The 15,014-nt window shown below is 71.6% G+C and carries 14 protein-coding genes; 3 read left to right on the top strand and 11 right to left on the bottom strand.

Annotated elements, in window-relative coordinates:
* Positions 1-32: 32 nt before the first annotated feature.
* From Q0994_RS06140 to Q0994_RS06130, 3 genes are all read right to left on the bottom strand, one after another.
* A complete protein-coding gene (locus Q0994_RS06140) occupies positions 33-1,637 on the bottom strand; it encodes a polyamine aminopropyltransferase (protein ID WP_299530013.1) in 1,605 nt (534 codons plus the stop codon).
* 286 nt (positions 1,638-1,923) lie between these two features.
* Positions 1,924-2,451, bottom strand: a complete 528-nt coding sequence (locus tag Q0994_RS06135; RefSeq protein WP_299530011.1) for a DUF2617 family protein — start codon at positions 2,449-2,451, stop codon at positions 1,924-1,926.
* 397 nt (positions 2,452-2,848) lie between these two features.
* Complete coding sequence (locus Q0994_RS06130) at positions 2,849-3,217, bottom strand: hypothetical protein (protein WP_299530009.1); 369 nt, start codon at positions 3,215-3,217, stop codon at positions 2,849-2,851.
* Between the two features lie 138 nt (positions 3,218-3,355).
* Here Q0994_RS06130 and Q0994_RS06125 point away from each other — a divergent pair, with 138 nt between their 5' ends.
* A complete protein-coding gene (locus Q0994_RS06125) occupies positions 3,356-4,531 on the top strand; it encodes a pyridoxal phosphate-dependent aminotransferase (RefSeq protein ID WP_299530007.1) in 1,176 nt (391 codons plus the stop codon).
* 92 nt (positions 4,532-4,623) lie between these two features.
* Here the strand turns inward: Q0994_RS06125 and Q0994_RS06120 are convergent, their stop codons facing one another.
* Both Q0994_RS06120 and clpB read right to left on the bottom strand, forming a co-directional pair.
* Positions 4,624-5,169 carry a YbjN domain-containing protein gene (locus Q0994_RS06120; protein ID WP_299530005.1) on the bottom strand — a complete coding sequence of 182 codons (546 nt, stop codon included), beginning with the start codon at positions 5,167-5,169 and terminating at the stop codon, positions 4,624-4,626.
* Positions 5,170-5,366: 197 nt separating this feature from the next.
* Entirely contained in the window at positions 5,367-7,952 is a 2,586-nt protein-coding gene (gene clpB, locus Q0994_RS06115) for an ATP-dependent chaperone ClpB (RefSeq protein ID WP_299530003.1), read from the bottom strand.
* 285 nt (positions 7,953-8,237) lie between these two features.
* Between clpB and Q0994_RS06110 the strand changes: the two genes are divergently transcribed.
* Complete coding sequence (locus Q0994_RS06110; RefSeq protein ID WP_299530001.1) at positions 8,238-8,639, top strand: pyridoxamine 5'-phosphate oxidase family protein; 402 nt, start codon at positions 8,238-8,240, stop codon at positions 8,637-8,639.
* A gap of 113 nt (positions 8,640-8,752) precedes the next feature.
* Here Q0994_RS06110 and Q0994_RS06105 read toward each other — a convergent pair whose 3' ends face one another.
* Positions 8,753-9,073: a (2Fe-2S)-binding protein gene (locus Q0994_RS06105; RefSeq protein ID WP_299529999.1), complete on the bottom strand. Its 321-nt coding sequence runs from the start codon at positions 9,071-9,073 to the stop codon at positions 8,753-8,755.
* Between the two features lies 1 nt (position 9,074).
* Positions 9,075-9,470 carry a 5'-nucleotidase gene (locus tag Q0994_RS06100; protein WP_299529997.1) on the bottom strand — a complete coding sequence of 132 codons (396 nt, stop codon included), beginning with the start codon at positions 9,468-9,470 and terminating at the stop codon, positions 9,075-9,077.
* Between the two features lie 152 nt (positions 9,471-9,622).
* On the opposite strand from Q0994_RS06100, the gene Q0994_RS06095 reads away from it, so the two are divergent.
* The gene (locus tag Q0994_RS06095; protein WP_299529995.1) at positions 9,623-10,603 is read left to right on the top strand and encodes a helix-turn-helix transcriptional regulator; all 981 of its coding nucleotides are present in this window, start codon (positions 9,623-9,625) and stop codon (positions 10,601-10,603) included.
* A 73-nt stretch (positions 10,604-10,676) separates the two neighbouring features.
* Here the strand turns inward: Q0994_RS06095 and Q0994_RS06090 are convergent, their stop codons facing one another.
* The 4 genes from Q0994_RS06090 to dnaK all read right to left on the bottom strand — a co-directional run bounded on the left by Q0994_RS06090 (position 10,677) and on the right by dnaK (position 14,912).
* Positions 10,677-11,123 carry a heat shock protein transcriptional repressor HspR gene (locus Q0994_RS06090; protein ID WP_299529993.1) on the bottom strand — a complete coding sequence of 149 codons (447 nt, stop codon included), beginning with the start codon at positions 11,121-11,123 and terminating at the stop codon, positions 10,677-10,679.
* Position 11,124: 1 nt separating this feature from the next.
* Complete coding sequence (gene dnaJ / locus Q0994_RS06085; RefSeq protein ID WP_299529991.1) at positions 11,125-12,315, bottom strand: molecular chaperone DnaJ; 1,191 nt, start codon at positions 12,313-12,315, stop codon at positions 11,125-11,127.
* Between the two features lie 93 nt (positions 12,316-12,408).
* The gene (grpE, locus tag Q0994_RS06080) at positions 12,409-13,062 is read right to left on the bottom strand and encodes a nucleotide exchange factor GrpE (protein ID WP_299529989.1); all 654 of its coding nucleotides are present in this window, start codon (positions 13,060-13,062) and stop codon (positions 12,409-12,411) included.
* The gene (dnaK, locus tag Q0994_RS06075; protein WP_299529987.1) at positions 13,059-14,912 is read right to left on the bottom strand and encodes a molecular chaperone DnaK; all 1,854 of its coding nucleotides are present in this window, start codon (positions 14,910-14,912) and stop codon (positions 13,059-13,061) included. Before dnaK ends, grpE begins: the two co-directional genes overlap by 4 nt.
* Positions 14,913-15,014: the final 102 nt, after the last annotated feature.

Raw genomic sequence — 15,014 nt, 5'->3', positions numbered from 1 at the left:
GCACCCGACGACCGGCCCCGGCGCGCCCCGTTCTACCCGTCCTCCCGGTAGCGCGGATGCACCAGCGTCGACGGCCGCCGGTCCCGCAGCCGTACGTGCTCCGCGGCACGCCCCGCGGCCGTCAGCTCACGCGCCCCCACCGAGCGCAGCCGGGGAGCCGCCGGGTCCAGTCCCAGCTCCGGCGCGGTACGGACCGCCGCCAGCACGAACCCCCAGTCCTGCGGGGCCCCCGAGCCGCCGACGACCCGGTCCGGCCCCGCCCCGAACCCGGTGGCGCGACCGGTGACCCGGTACGGGCGGGGGGCCAGCCCGCCGGCGCGCACCGTCGCCTCCACGGTCCAGAAGGTGTGCGGGCGGAGTCCGGGCGGCCCCCCGTGCACCACGAACCGGCCGTCCGGGGCGAGGGCCCGCCCGATCAGCCGGTAGAACTCGGCCGAGTACAGCTTGGTGGAGGCCGTGATGCCCGGGTCCGGCAGGTCCGAGACGATCACGTCGTACCGGCCGTGCGCGCGGCGCAGCCAGGCGAACGCGTCCGCGCCGACCGGCTTCAGCCGCGGGTCGCGGTAGGCGCGGCGGTTGAGCGCGGACAGTGCGGGGTCCTCGCGCGCCAGCCGGACGACGGTGGGATCGAGTTCGACCACGGTGACCGAGCGGACGTCCCGGTAGGCGAGCGCCTCGCGGGCGGCCAGCCCGTCGCCCCCGCCGAGAATGAGCACCCGCGCGTGCGGGCCGCGCATCGCCGGGTGGACAAGGGCCTCGTGGTACCGGTACTCGTCGCGGGCGCTGACCCGCAGCCGCCCGTCCAGATAGAGGTCGAGGTCGAGGCTGTCGCGCCCGGAGCCCGTCAGGACGATCTCCTGCACCTCGCTCTGCACGGCGACCCGGACGTCCTTCCCGTACACCGCCCGGCGGGCCGCCCGCTCGAAGTCGTCGACCAGCAGCGTCGATCCGGTCAGCAGCGCGATCACCAGGCCGCAGGCGAGCACCAGCAGGACGCGGGCGCGGGCGGAGAGGTCACGCCGGAACAGCCACAGCACCAGCGCCCCGCCGGCCGCCGCGTTGACCGCGCCGGTGACCAGCGCCCCGGTGAGCTGGCCGAGCACCGGCAGCAGCAGGAAGGGGAAGGCCAGTCCGCCCACCAGCGCGCCCACGTAGTCGGCGGCGAACAGATCGGCCACCGTGCCCCCGGCGTCCTGCCGGTCCACCCGCTGGATCAACGTCATCAGGAGGGGGATCTCCGCTCCGATCAGGACGCCGATCGCCAACGAGAAGGCGACCAGGGCGTGCCGGGACTCGCCGAGCCACGCGAAGGACGCGTAGAGCACCAGCGCCGACGAACCGCCCACCAGCGCGAGCACCATCTCGATGGCCACGAACCCCACGGCGGCGTGGCAGCGTAAACGTTTCGCGAGGAGCGAGCCGACGCCCATCGCGAAGACCATCACCGAGAGCACCACGGACGCCTGGGTGACCGAGTCGCCGATCAAGTACGAGGCGAGGGCGACCAGTTCGAGTTCGTACACCAGGCCGCACGCGGCGCAGACGAAGACGCAGGCCAGGACGAGGAACCGGCCGGTGCGCGGACGTACGGGGAGGGGCGCCGCGCTCTCCCGCACCGGTGCCTGCTGGTCGATCATGAAGCGACGCTACGTCACGCACCGTTCCTGCCTTGTCACCCACACGGGTGCAAGTGGGGCCCGGAACCGGCACCCGTACGCGCCCCGCGTGCGCTGTGGCTCCGCCGATACGGCGCTCGGAGCGCGGCATCGGCGGGCCGCCCGCCCCGCACGCCCCCGAGCCGCCGCGCACGCCCCCGAGGCGCCGCACACACCCCTGAGCGCCTCCGCCCCGCGCCATCCCTGCGCCGGCCACGCCCGGCGGGCGCGCCTCGAAGGCGCCGCGCCCGCGCCGGACGCCCCGGCCTCAACGCGCCCCGGCCGACGCGGGCACCCGGACGCCGACCCTGGTCCGGGTCGCCACGAGCTGCCCCTCCTGCGGATACGCGTGCCAGGTACGCCACCGCACCTGACCCTCGCTCCGCTGCGCGAGCATCGCGGTGAACGCGTACGGACTGCCCGGGAAGGTGCCCGCGAGACCGTGCGGGTGCTCGGCCACCAGGGCAAGCAACTCCTGCGCGCGCCCGGCAAACTGACACTCCGTCAGTAGCTCCACCCGCGCGGCGAACTCGTACTCCCGGCCTCCGAGCCGCTTGGAGACCCCGAGGGGCAGGGGGGTGCTGCTGCCCGGGATGCAGGCGACGGTCTCCGAGAGGGTGTCGCCCCCCTCTTCGAGAAGCACCTGGTGGGAGGCGCCGAGCAGCCGCAGTTGCAGTGCGGCGCCGTCGAGGCGGAGGTCGAGGACGGCGAGGGCGGGCAGCGGCTCCCGCCCGAGCGCCCAGGCCAGATCGTCGGCGCGGGTGTCGGAATAGGAGGTCTGGAGGGACGTGAGCATGGGGTCGGCTCCGCATACGCAGGGACACATGGGCAGGCGGCGCCCCGGCGACTGCGTGTGGGAGGTGGGGAGCGCCCGATCCGGCCCGACAGGGGTCCGAGGGCTAAATGTTCTCTCCAGCGAGGTAATCATGAAGTACGCCGCACTCACAGCGTTTTTACCCAACTTGCCGGGGTTTCCATCCCCTGGGGGGCAACACGGTTCAACTGTTCAACCAAAAACTCCGCGCGTGGCTGCACGACATCGCCGCCCGGCCGGGTGCGAGCCCCAACAAAACGGTGCCCGGCGGGAGTTGCCCGCCGAGCACCACACAACGTCCCACGCCTCACGCGCCCCGCGCGCACCGCGCCGGCGGACCGGCCGCCCCGTGGCGGCCGCCTCCGCCGGCGCGCGCCGGTCAGCTCCCTCCGCCGCAGCCGCCCCCGCCGCACGACGACCCGCCGCCGCACGAGTGGCCGCCCCCGCAGGAGTGACCGTGCCCGGAGTGCCCCGACGAGGATCCGCAGGCCGCCCCGGCACTGCCGGACGCGCCGGAGTCCCCGGACCGGCGGGCCTTCCGCCCCTTGCCGGAGCCGCCGCTCTTCCCCTTCGCCCCGCCCGACTTCGCGGACCCGCCGTCCGCCCACCAGCTCGGCCCCGCGCCCGCCGCGGACGCCCCGGACCGCCGCGCGGCGAGCGCGGCCTTCCGGGCCCTCTCCGCCCGCCCGCCGACCACGATCAGCCCCACGAACAGCACCAGCACGACGACGGTGATGACTATGGTCATCGCCCCCCACCTCCCCTGTCCCGTACCGGAACGGCCCCCGCCGCCCCGCCCTCTGCCGAGGTGTGAGGGTGATGCCCCCGCCCGCGCGCCGCGAAAGCGGACTTGAGCAACTCCAGAGCTTCCCCGGAGGATGGCGTCATGACACAGGAACGACCGCTGCTCAATCGCCGGCTGGCCGCGTTCGGCACCACGATCTTCGCGGAGATGTCGGCCCTGGCCGCCTCGACCGGGGCGATCAACCTGGGCCAGGGCTTCCCCGACACCGACGGCCCCGAGGAGATCCGCGAGGCGGCCGTCCGCGCGGTGCGCGAGGGTCGGGGCAACCAGTACCCGCCGGGGCCCGGCGTGCCCGAACTGCGCCGCGCCGTCGCCGCCCACCAGGAGCGCTTCCACGGCCTGGCGTACGACCCCGACGCCGAGGTACTGGTCACCGCGGGCGCCACCGAGGCCGTCGCCGCCTCGATGCTGGCCCTGCTGGAACCGGGGGACGAGGTCGTCGCCCTGGAGCCCTACTACGACTCGTACGCCGCCTGCATCGCCATGGCGGGCGGCACCCGGGTGCCCGTCACCCTGCGCCCCCACGACGGCGCCTTCCGGCTGGACCTCGACGAGCTGCGGGCGGCGGTCACCCCCCGCACCCGCCTCCTGCTGCTCAACACCCCCCACAACCCCACGGGCACCGTCCTGAACCGGGCGGAGCTGACCGCCGTGGCCGAACTCGCCGTCGAGCGCGACCTGCTCGTCGTCACCGACGAGGTCTACGAGCACCTGGTCTTCGAGGGCGAACACCTGCCGCTCGCCTCGTTCCCCGGCATGCGCGACCGCACCGTCTCCATCTCCTCGGCCGGCAAGACCTTCTCCCTCACCGGCTGGAAGATCGGCTGGATCACCGCGAGCCCGGACCTGATCGCCGCGGTCCGTTCCGCCAAGCAGTTCCTGACCTACGTCTCCGGCGGCCCGTTCCAGTACGCGGTCGCCGAGGCGCTCGCCCTGCCCGACAGCTACTACGCCGGCTTCCGGGAGGATCTCCGCGCCAAGCGGGACATCCTCACCGAGGGGCTGACGGCCGCGGGCTTCACGGTGCACCGCCCGGCGGGCACGTACTTCGTGACCACCGACATCACCCCGCTCGGCGAGAAGGACGGCTTCGCGTTCTGCCGTTCCCTGCCCGCCCGCTGCGGCGTCGTCGCCGTCCCGAACGCCGTCTTCTACGACCACCGGGAGGAGGGAGCCCCGTACGTCCGGTTCGCCTTCTGCAAGCGCGAGGAGGTCCTCCGGGACGCGGTGGAGCGCCTGCGGACCCTCACCGCCTGATCCGGCACACCCCCGCGCACGCACGACCGGCCGGTGCGACGCGTCCCCGGAGGGACCGTCGCACCGGCCGGTGCGGTGCTGCGGAGCGGGACTCAGTCCTCGGCGGGCGTGTCGCCCTCGGACTTCTCCTCGGCCGGGGCCAGGCCCAGGCGCTCGACGAGCCACTTGTCGAACTCGATCGACGCGCGGATCCAGCTCACCGTGGAGGACACGAAGTGCTCCAGGTTGACTCCGGTGCCGATGAGCATCTGCGCCTCACCGATCAGGCGGACCGAGCCGGCCGCACCCTCCTCGCCCTCGTGGGCGTGGGTGTAGACCTTCGGCCACAGGGTGCGGCGGTTCCAGTCGTCCACCGCGTCCAGGAGCAGCGGGCGCTGGTCCAGGGCGTGCGGGCGGTCGTAGAAGGTGCGGACCGAGAACACCTGCTGCTCGGCCTCGCCGCGGAACATGAAGTACGTGCGGAACTCTTCCCACGGCGCGGCGAGGTCGCCCTCGTCGTCGACGACGTACTTCAGCTCCATCTGCTCGAGGAGCTGCTTGATGAGGTCCTGGTCAGGGACGACGGGGCCCTCCGGTCCTGCCGCCTGCGGTTCGGGCTGGCCCCCGAAATTAGGAATCGAGGACGGATCGATGCTCACCGTTATTTCCCTTCGTGCGGTTGTCGCCATCCTCCCCCATGCCGGGCGGGGCATGGCAAGCCCCGACGGCTCCAATCCGCCACGAGCTGACACGCGGCCGTGGCGGAAGGGGCCCGCCGGGGCACTGTACGGGCGGACGGCGGCCTTCCCGCGCGGCGGGGCGCCGGGGGGAGGCCGCCGTCCGGAGGCGGCGACCGTCAGGTCGCTCGGCCCACGATCAGGCCGTTCTCGGCGCGGTCCACCCGGACCGTGTCGCCGTCGCGGACCTCGCCGGCCAGGATCTCCTTGGCCAGCCGGTCGCCGATCGCCGTCTGGATCAGCCGGCGCAGCGGCCGCGCCCCGTACGCCGGGTCGTTGCCCTCCTCCGCCAGCCAGGCCAGGGCCTCCGGCGTGACGTCCAGAGTGAGCCTGCGGTCGGCCAGGCGCTTGGCGAGCCGGCCGACCTGGAGCTCGGCGATGTGGGCGAGCTCGCCGCCGGAGAGCGCCGAGAAGACCACCAGGTCGTCCAGCCGGTTCAGGAACTCCGGCTTGAAAGAGGCCCGTACGACCTCCAGCACCTGCTCCTTCTTCACCTCCGGCTTGACCAGCGGGTCCACCAGGAACTGGCTGCCGAGGTTGGAGGTCAGGATCAGGATGGTGTTGCGGAAGTCCACCGTCCGGCCCTGGCCGTCGGTGAGCCGCCCGTCGTCGAGGACCTGAAGCAGCACGTCGAAGACCTCGGGGTGGGCCTTCTCCACCTCGTCCAGCAGCACCACGCTGTACGGGCGGCGACGGACCGCCTCGGTGAGCTGGCCGCCCTCCTCGTACCCGACGTAGCCGGGCGGGGCGCCGACGAGCCGCGCCACGCTGTGCTTCTCGCCGTACTCGCTCATGTCGATGCGGACCATGGCCCGCTCGTCGTCGAAGAGGAAGTCGGCCAGCGCCTTCGCCAGCTCGGTCTTGCCGACCCCGGTCGGGCCGAGGAAGAGGAACGAGCCGGTGGGCCGGTCCGGGTCGGCGATCCCGGCGCGGGTGCGCCGCACCGCGTCGGAGACCGCGCGGACCGCCTCGGACTGCCCGATCAGGCGCTTGCCGAGTTCGTCCTCCATGCGCAGCAGCTTCTGCGTCTCGCCCTCCAGCAGGCGGCCCGCGGGGATGCCGGTCCAGGCGCCGACCACGTCGGCGATGTCGTCGGGACCGACCTCCTCCTTGACCATGGTGTCCTTGGACGCCTCCTGCTCGGCCTCGGCGGCCTCCTCCAACTCACGCTCCAGGCCGGGGATCTCGCCGTAGAGCAGCTTGGAAGCGGTGTCGAAGTCACCGTCGCGCTGGGCGCGTTCGGCCTGGCCGCGCAGGTCGTCGAGGCGTTCCTTCAGTTCACCGACCCGGTTGAGGCCCTGCTTCTCCTTCTCCCAGCGGGCGTTGAGGCCGCGCAGCTCCTCCTCCTTGTCGGCGAGGTCGCGGCGCAGCTTCTCCAGCCGCTGCTTGGAGGCGGCGTCCGTCTCGTTCTTCAGCGCCAGCTCCTCCATCCGGAGGCGGTCGACGGAACGCTGCAGCTCGTCGATCTCCAGCGGAGAGGAGTCGATCTCCATGCGCAGCCGGGACGCGGACTCGTCGACCAGGTCGATCGCCTTGTCCGGCAGGAAGCGGGAGGTGATGTAGCGGTCGGAGAGGGTCGCGGCGGCCACCAGCGCGGAGTCCGCGATGGAGACCTTGTGGTGCGCCTCGTACCGGCCCTTGAGCCCGCGCAGGATCGCGATGGTGTCCTCGACGGACGGCTCGGCGACCAGCACCTGCTGGAAGCGCCGCTCCAGCGCGGGGTCCTTCTCGATGCGCTCGCGGTACTCGTCCAGTGTGGTCGCGCCGACCATCCGCAGCTCGCCGCGGGCCAGCATCGGCTTGAGCATGTTGCCCGCGTCCATGGCGGAGTCCCCGCCCGCGCCGGCGCCCACGACCGTGTGCAGTTCGTCGATGAAGGTGATGATCTGCCCGTCGCTCTCCTTGATCTCGGAGAGCACGGTCTTCAGCCGCTCCTCGAACTCGCCGCGGTACTTCGCGCCGGCGACCATCGCGCCGAGGTCGAGCGAGACCAGCCGCTTGTCGCGCAGCGACTCCGGGACGTCGCCCTTCACGATGCGCTGCGCCAGCCCTTCGACGACGGCGGTCTTGCCGACGCCCGGCTCGCCGATCAGCACCGGGTTGTTCTTGGTGCGGCGGGAGAGCACCTGCACGACACGGCGGATCTCCTGGTCGCGGCCGATGACCGGGTCGAGCTTGCCCTCGCGGGCAGCCGCCGTGAAGTCCGTGCCGAATTTCTCCAGGGCCTTGTACTGGCCCTCCGGGTCCGGAGTGGTCACCCGGCGCCCTCCCCTGCTCTTCTCGAACGCGTCCATCAGTTTCTTCGCACCGGCGCCCTGCGCGGAAAGAATCTCACCGCTCCTGCCGCCCCGGGCGGCGACGCCGATCAGCAGGTGCTCGGTCGACAGGTACTCGTCACCCAGGTCCTTCGCGCGCTGCGCGGCGTCGTTGATGACGGCGAGCAGCTCGCGGTCGGGCTGCGGCGGGGCGACGGTCGATCCGGTGACGCGGGGCAGCGTGCCGAGCAACTTCTCGGTCTCCGACCGCACCACGGCCTGGTCCGCGTCGACGGCGGCCAGCAGATCGACGATGTTCTCGTTGTCCTGGCCCGCGAGCAGCGCGAGCAGCAGGTGCGCGGGCGTCAGGTCGGGGTGTCCGTCCTGCACGGCCCTGCCGGTGGCCGCGTTGATGGCGTCCCGGCTCTTGTTGGTCAGCTCGGCGTCCACGTGCGCTTCTTCCTCCTCGCGTTCGTCCGTCCCAGGTGCTTGTCCGTCCCAGGCGCTGCACCCGGCCCATGATTCGACCAACGTGCACAAACTTGAGTCTATTCCACTCAAGCCGGTTCGCGCACGTATGCGCGCACCCCTGCACGTCCTTCTCCCGGCCCGGACGGGCCCACGGCCCCGGCCCTCTACGAGTCAACGCCCCGACCCGCCCCGCCGCCACCGCTGACCTGCGCCCCGGCGGTGGCCGGCGGGCGCCGGCCCGGGAGGGCTGCCTACGCTTCGGTCATGGCCGACCTCCATGACCTTCCGCCCGAGTACCTCGCCTTCTGGCGCGAGTACCACCTGTGCACCCTGACCACGCTGCGCGCCGACGGCACCCCGCACGTCGTGCCGGTCGGAGTCACGTACGACCCGGACACCCGGCTGGCGCGGGTGATCACCAGCGGGAACAGCCGGAAGGTCGCTCACGTACGGGCGGCCGGACCGGACGGGGCGCGGGTCGCGGTCTGCCAGATGCACCGGGCGCGCTGGGCGACGCTGGAGGGGCGCGCGGTGATCCGCACCGAGCGGGAGACGGTCCGGGACGCCGAGCGCCGTTACGAGGAGCGCTACGCGCGCACGCCGCGGCCGAACCCGGACCGGGTGGTCATCGAGATCGCCGTCGACCGGGCGCTGGGCCGGGGCTGAGCCCGTCCGGCGGCCCCGCCCGGACAGCACAGCGGCGCCACCGTGTTCAGGTCACGGTGGCGCCGCTGTGTGGGGGATAGCGCTTGAGCGATATGGAACGACGGGGGTATCGCTCAGGCGCTGCGGGGGGTGGCCGAAATGGTCTGCGGGTCGAACAGCTGGTGGTCGCGGCGGTCGAGGTTGACGAAGATCATTCCGTACCGCACGGCGCACCGGACGGGCTGCGGGGCGCCCCGCGGCCGCCGGAGGCAGCGGTAGGCGCGGACGTCGTCCTCGTCCTCCAGCGTGACGACGATCGGCTCTCCGAGCAGGGTGACCATCAGCGAGTCCCCCGGCCGCGTGAGCGCCGTGAGGAGATCGATGAAGTGCCATCCCGAGCGGTAGGCCGAGGCCATCTCACGCCGGAACATCCGGTCGTCCGGCGGGGCCGACATGTCACACGCTCGCGACAGTCGGAGCGACACCCCACGTGAGGCCGGCGGGGGCGGCCGCGGGGACGCTGTCCCAGGTGATGTCGCCGTTGACACCGACGGGCACGGTGTCCCAGGTGATGTCGCGGTTCACACCGGCGGGCACGGTGTCCCACGTGATGTCGCCCGAGTCGGCGGAGGCCCGGACGCTGTCCCAGGTGATGTCGCCGTTGACACCGGCGGGCGCAGTGTCCCAGGTGATGTCGCCGTTCACGCCGACGGGCACGGTGTCCCAGGTGATGTCCCCCGGCTTCGCGATCCGCACCGCTACACCGGAGTCCGCCCCGGGCGAATCCCAGGTGATGTCGCCACCGCCGAGCACGCCGTAGGCCAGGGCCCCCACGGCGGCAGTGGCAAGCACCGAGCGAAGCATTCGCTTATACATTTCGGCTTCGTCCTCACTTGATGGGATCGTCTTCCCCGCAATGAAGACGATGTCTCACCCGGACCCGCCGGCACCACAGGACCGATGCATCATGTTCCTGCAGGTTCATGAACATGGGGGGTGGAGATATGACCACAAGAAACACAAAAACGGCACATCCTCATGGGATTACCGAACTGTGCGCCGAAGGGCAGCGCCTCTACGCGGCGGCGCTGCGCGCGGGACGAGTCAACCGTGAAGAAATCGATTCCGCCCCCTGTCTGATCGATTTCGCCCTGCTGCACCCGGATCCGGACGACGCCGCATGGCTGCGGCCGGTTCCCGCCGCGGCGGCTCTCGCTCAACGCCTCCACCCCATAGAACGGGAGATACAGGACAGAAGGCGCCACTCCCTCGAACTTGCCGAGTCCTTCGAGCCGTTCCTCGACATCAGCGCCCTGGACCCGCCGACCACCCACGCCATCACGGTCCTGGAAGGCAGCACCCGGATCAACGCGGCGATCGACGCGGCCACCGCGGAGTGCCGCAGGGAAGTCCTCACCGTCCAGCCCGGCGGCACCCGCAGCGAGCACATCCTCTCCAAGGGACTGGAGCGCGGCCAGGCCGTCAACCGCCGCGGCGTCAGCATCCGTACGCTCTACCAGCACACCGTCCGCCACCACCAGGGCACCTTCGCCTACGCCGAGCGGCTGGCGGAAGGGGTGGAGATCCGCACCCTGGAGGAGCTGGTGGAACGGCTGCTCATCTTCGACGGGACGGTCGCCTTCATCCCCGCCCAGGACGACCGGCAGGTCGCGCTGGAACTCCGCCACCCCGGCCTCGTCGCCTACCTCGCCCGGGTCTTCGAACAGCTCTGGCAGCGCGCCACCCCGCTGCTGGAGGACGTCCAGCACGAGCCCACCCCCGCCGGGATCAGCGCCATCCAGCGGTCCATCGCGCACCTCCTCGTCGAAGGCCACGTGGACGACTCCATCGCCCGCCGCCTCGGGATGAACGTACGCACCTGCCGGGCCCACATCGCCAAGCTCAACGCGACCCTCGGCTCCACCAGCCGCGCCCAGCTCGGCTACCTCATCGCCCGCTCGGGCATCCTCGACCGCGAGAACTGAACCGGACCGCCGCACGCACGACGGCGGGGCCCGCCACCGGTCACCGGTGACGGGCCCCGCTCGGAGGTCCGGTTCAGTCCTTGGGGCGCTTCGGACGCCAGACGACCAGCGCGCCGGCCTGCTGCACGTCCTGGTACGGCACGAGGTCGCGCCGGTAGGAGGCGTGCACCTGAGCCTCGCGCTGCCGCATCGCGGACGCCGCGCCGTCGACCGCGGCCGAGAGCTCGACGACGCGCTGCTGGAGCGCGGCCACCTGGTTCTCCAGCTCGATGATGCGCTTGATGCCGGCCAGGTTGATGCCCTCGTCCTGCGACAACTGCTGCACGGTGCGCAGCAGTTCGATGTCGCGGGCCGAGTAGCGCCGACCGCGCCCGGCCGTGCGGTCCGGGGAGACCAGACCGAGGCGGTCGTACTGGCGCAGGGTCTGCGGGTGCAGACCCGAGAGCTGGGCCGCGACCGAGATCACGTAGACCGGGGTCTCCTCGGTCAGCTCGTACGGATTACGCCGCCGGCCGTCCATCTCAAGCTCCCTTCGCTGCCTGGAACAGCTCCGCCCGCGGGTCCAGGTCCGCGGTCGCCTTGCGGTAGGCCTCCAGGGCGTCGCGCGCCTCGGGGGCCAGATCGTCCGGGACGGACACCTCCACGGTGACCAGCAGGTCCCCGCGCGTGCCGTCCTTGCGCACGGCGCCCTTCCCGCGGGCGCGCATCGTACGCCCGTTGGGGGTGCCCGCGGGGATCTTCAGGGTCACCGCGGGACCGCCGAGGGTGGGCACCTTCACCTCGCCGCCGAGCGCCGCCTCCGGGAAGGTGACGGGCACGGTGACGGTGAGGTTGTCGCCCTTGCGGCCGAAGACGGGGTGCGCGTCGACGTGGACGACGACGTAGAGGTCGCCGGCCGGCCCGCCGCGCTCGCCCTGGCCGCCCTTGCCGCGCAGCCGGATCCGCTGGCCGTCGGAGACTCCCGCCGGGATCCGGACCTGCATGGTGCGGGCGGACTTGGCCCGTCCGCTGCCCTTGCAGACGTCGCAGGGGTCCTGGGCGATGAGGCCCCGGCCCTTGCAGTCCACGCAGGGGTCGGTCAGCGAGAAGCCGCCGCCGCTGCCCCGCGACACCTGTCCGGTGCCCACGCAGGTCGGACAGACCCGCGGGGTGCCGTTCTTGTCGCCGGTGCCGGAGCACGCCTTGCAGGGCGCCTGGCTCGACATCCTGAGCGGGACGGTGGCCCCGTCGACCGCCTCGCCGAAGCTCAGCGTCACCTCGGACTCGATGTCCTGGCCCCGCCGGGGCTGCACGCGGGTGGAGGACCCGCCGCGGTTGAACAGGCCGCCGAAGACGTCGCCCAGACCGCCTCCGCCGCCGAATCCGCCACCGCCCTGGCCCGCGCCGCCGCCCTGGGCGCCTCCGAAGAGGTCACCGAGGTCGAAGCCGCCGGGGAATCCGCCACCGGCGCCCGGACCCGGCCGGAAACCGCCGTTGCCGAAGAGGGCGCGCGCCTCGTCGTACTCCTTGCGGCGCTTGGGGTCACCGAGGATGTCGTTCGCCTCGGAGATCTCCTTGAAGCGCTCCTCGGCCTTCGAATCGCCCTTGTTGGCGTCCGGGTGGAACTCGCGGGCGAGCTTCCGGTAGGCCTTCTTGATCTCGGCGTCGGTGGCGTCCTTGGGGACGCCGAGGACCTTGTAGTAGTCCTTCTCGACGAAGTCCTTCGTGTTCATCGGCGTCCCTCCTTCCGGACGGTCGGCCGGGCGGCCGGCCCTGGAGCCGGCCGCCCGGCCGCGCGATGTGCCGCGGGGTGGTCGGACGTGACGTCAGACCTCCTCGGTGCCACCGCTCTCCTCGTCGTCTGCCTTCTTCTCTTCCTTCGCCGCGGCGGGCGTGGCGCCCGGCTGCGGTTCCGCCACGGCCACCCGCGCGGGGCGGATGGTGCGCTCGCCGAAGCGGTACCCCGGCTGCAGGATCGCCACGCAGGTCGTCTCGGTGACGTCCGGTGCGTAGCTGTGCATCAGTGCCTCGTGGATCGTCGGGTCGAAGGGCTCGCCCTCCTTGCCGAACTGCTGGAGACCCAGCTTGGTGACCACGTTCTCCAGGGACTCGCCGACGGACTTGAATCCGCCGACCAGTTCCTCGTGCTCGCGGGCACGGCCGATGTCGTCGAGCACGGGCAGCAGTTCGGTCAGCAGGTTCGCCGAGGCGATCTCCTTGACCGTGACCCGGTCCCGCTCGACGCGCCGGCGGTAGTTCTGGTACTCGGCCTGCAGCCGCTGGAGATCCGCGGTGCGCTCGGCGAGCGCGGTACGGACCTGGTCCAGCTGCGCGGTCAGGCCGGCGGTCTGGTCAACGTCCCCGGCCGGGGCCGCCGCCTCCTCCTCGGAGGGGGTGGCGGCCGTCGGCTCGGCGTCTTCGGGGGTGGCGCCGGAGGGGACGTCAGGCTTCTCCTCGAAGCCCGGAGTCTCCTCGGTCACGCCGCACCGCCCTTGGTGTCCTTCTCGTCGTCCACGATCTCGGCGTCGACGACGTCGTCGTCGGCCTTGGCCTGCTCGGCGCCGGGAGCACCCGGACCGGCCTCCGCACCCTCGGCCTGGGCGTTGGCGTACATCGCCTGGCCCAGCTTCTGGGAGACGGCGGCGACCTTCTCGGTGGCCGTGCGGATCTCGGCGGTGTCCTCGCCCTTCAGCTTCTCCTTCAGCTCGCCGACGGCGGTCTCCACCTCCGTCTTGACGTCCGCGGGGACCTTGTCCTCGTTGTCCTTGAGGAACTTCTCCGTCTGGTAGACGAGCTGCTCGCCCTGGTTGCGGCTCTCGGCGGCCTCACGGCGACGGTGGTCCTCGTCGGCGTACTGCTCGGCCTCTTCGCGCATCCGGTTGACCTCGTCCTTCGGCAGCGAGGAGCCACCGGTGACGGTCATCTTCTGCTCCTTGCCGGTGCCGAGGTCCTTCGCGGCCACGTGCATGATGCCGTTGGCGTCGATGTCGAAGGCGACCTCGATCTGCGGCACGCCGCGCGGGGCCGGCGGCAGACCGGTCAGCTCGAACATCCCGAGCTTCTTGTTGTACGCCGCGATCTCGCGCTCGCCCTGGTAGACCTGGATCTGCACGGAGGGCTGGTTGTCCTCGGCGGTGGTGAAGATCTCCGAGCGCTTGGTCGGGATCGTCGTGTTCCGCTCGATGAGCTTCGTCATGATGCCGCCCTTGGTCTCGATGCCCAGGGACAGCGGGGTGACGTCGAGCAGCAGGACGTCCTTGACCTCGCCCTTGAGGACACCGGCCTGGAGCGAGGCGCCGATCGCGACGACCTCGTCCGGGTTCACGCCCTTGTTGGCGTCCTGGCCACCGGTCAGCTCCTTGACGAGCTCGGCGACGGCCGGCATGCGGGTGGAACCGCCGACGAGGACGACGTGGTCGATCTCGGCGAGCTGGATGCCCGCGTCCTTGATGACGTTGTGGAACGGGTTCTTGCACCGGTCCAGCAGGTCGGCGGTCAGCTGCTGGAACTGCGAGCGCGTGAGCTTCTCGTCCAGGTGCAGCGGGCCCTCGGCCGACGCCGTGATGTACGGCAGGTTGATCGTGGTCTCGGTCGAGGACGACAGCTCGATCTTCGCCTTCTCCGCGGCCTCGCGGAGACGCTGGAGAGCCATCTTGTCCTTGGACAGGTCCACGCCGTGGCCGTTGGCGAACTGCTTCACCAGGTGGTCGACGACGCGCTGGTCCCAGTCGTCACCACCGAGGTGGTTGTCACCGTTGGTGGCCTTCACCTCGACGACGCCGTCACCGATCTCCAGGAGCGACACGTCGAAGGTGCCGCCACCGAGGTCGAAGACGAGGATCGTCTGGTCGTCCTTGTCGAGGCCGTACGCGAGGGCGGCGGCGGTCGGCTCGTTGACGATGCGCAGGACGTTGAGGCCCGCGATCTCGCCGGCCTCCTTCGTCGCCTGGCGCTCGGAGTCGTTGAAGTACGCCGGGACGGTGATGACCGCGTCGGTCACCTTCTCGCCCAGGTACGCCTCGGCGTCGCGCTTCAGCTTCTGCAGGATGAAGGCGCTCATCTGCTGCGGGTTGAAGCTCTTGCCGTCGAGGTCGATCTTCCAGTCCGTGCCCATGTGGCGCTTGACGGAGCGGATGGTCCTGTCGACGTTGGTGACGGCCTGACGCTTGGCCACCTCGCCGACGAGCACCTCGCCGTTCTTCGCGAAGGCGACGACGGACGGCGTGGTCCTGGCGCCTTCGGCGTTGGTGATGACGGTGGGCTCGCCGCCTTCGAGAACGCTGACGACGGAGTTAGTCGTGCCCAGGTCGATGCCGACCGCACGTGCCATTTCGATTCCTCCTGCTACCTACATTGAGTGGATCTGACTCAAGGATGCACGACTGCCGCTCCCGCGTCAACAGACATGAGTCACTGACGCTCAACTTACGTG

It is taken from the genome of uncultured Streptomyces sp. (assembly GCF_947488945.1).
Taxonomy (GTDB): Bacteria; Actinomycetota; Actinomycetes; order Streptomycetales; family Streptomycetaceae; genus Streptomyces.
This window is presented reverse-complemented; position numbering and strand designations above follow the sequence as displayed.

Coding starts and splice junctions, on each gene's coding strand:
- Q0994_RS06130 (WP_299530009.1), bottom strand. CDS start 3,217: ATGACCATAGTCATCACCGTCGTCGTGCTGGTGCTGTTCGTGGGGCTG.
- Q0994_RS06095 (WP_299529995.1), top strand. CDS start 9,623: ATGACCACAAGAAACACAAAAACGGCACATCCTCATGGGATTACCGAA.
- Q0994_RS06110 (WP_299530001.1), top strand. CDS start 8,238: ATGGCCGACCTCCATGACCTTCCGCCCGAGTACCTCGCCTTCTGGCGC.
- dnaK (WP_299529987.1), bottom strand. CDS start 14,912: ATGGCACGTGCGGTCGGCATCGACCTGGGCACGACTAACTCCGTCGTC.
- dnaJ (WP_299529991.1), bottom strand. CDS start 12,315: ATGAACACGAAGGACTTCGTCGAGAAGGACTACTACAAGGTCCTCGGC.
- Q0994_RS06125 (WP_299530007.1), top strand. CDS start 3,356: ATGACACAGGAACGACCGCTGCTCAATCGCCGGCTGGCCGCGTTCGGC.
- Q0994_RS06135 (WP_299530011.1), bottom strand. CDS start 2,451: ATGCTCACGTCCCTCCAGACCTCCTATTCCGACACCCGCGCCGACGAT.
- Q0994_RS06090 (WP_299529993.1), bottom strand. CDS start 11,123: ATGGACGGCCGGCGGCGTAATCCGTACGAGCTGACCGAGGAGACCCCG.
- Q0994_RS06105 (WP_299529999.1), bottom strand. CDS start 9,073: ATGTCGGCCCCGCCGGACGACCGGATGTTCCGGCGTGAGATGGCCTCG.
- Q0994_RS06140 (WP_299530013.1), bottom strand. CDS start 1,637: ATGATCGACCAGCAGGCACCGGTGCGGGAGAGCGCGGCGCCCCTCCCC.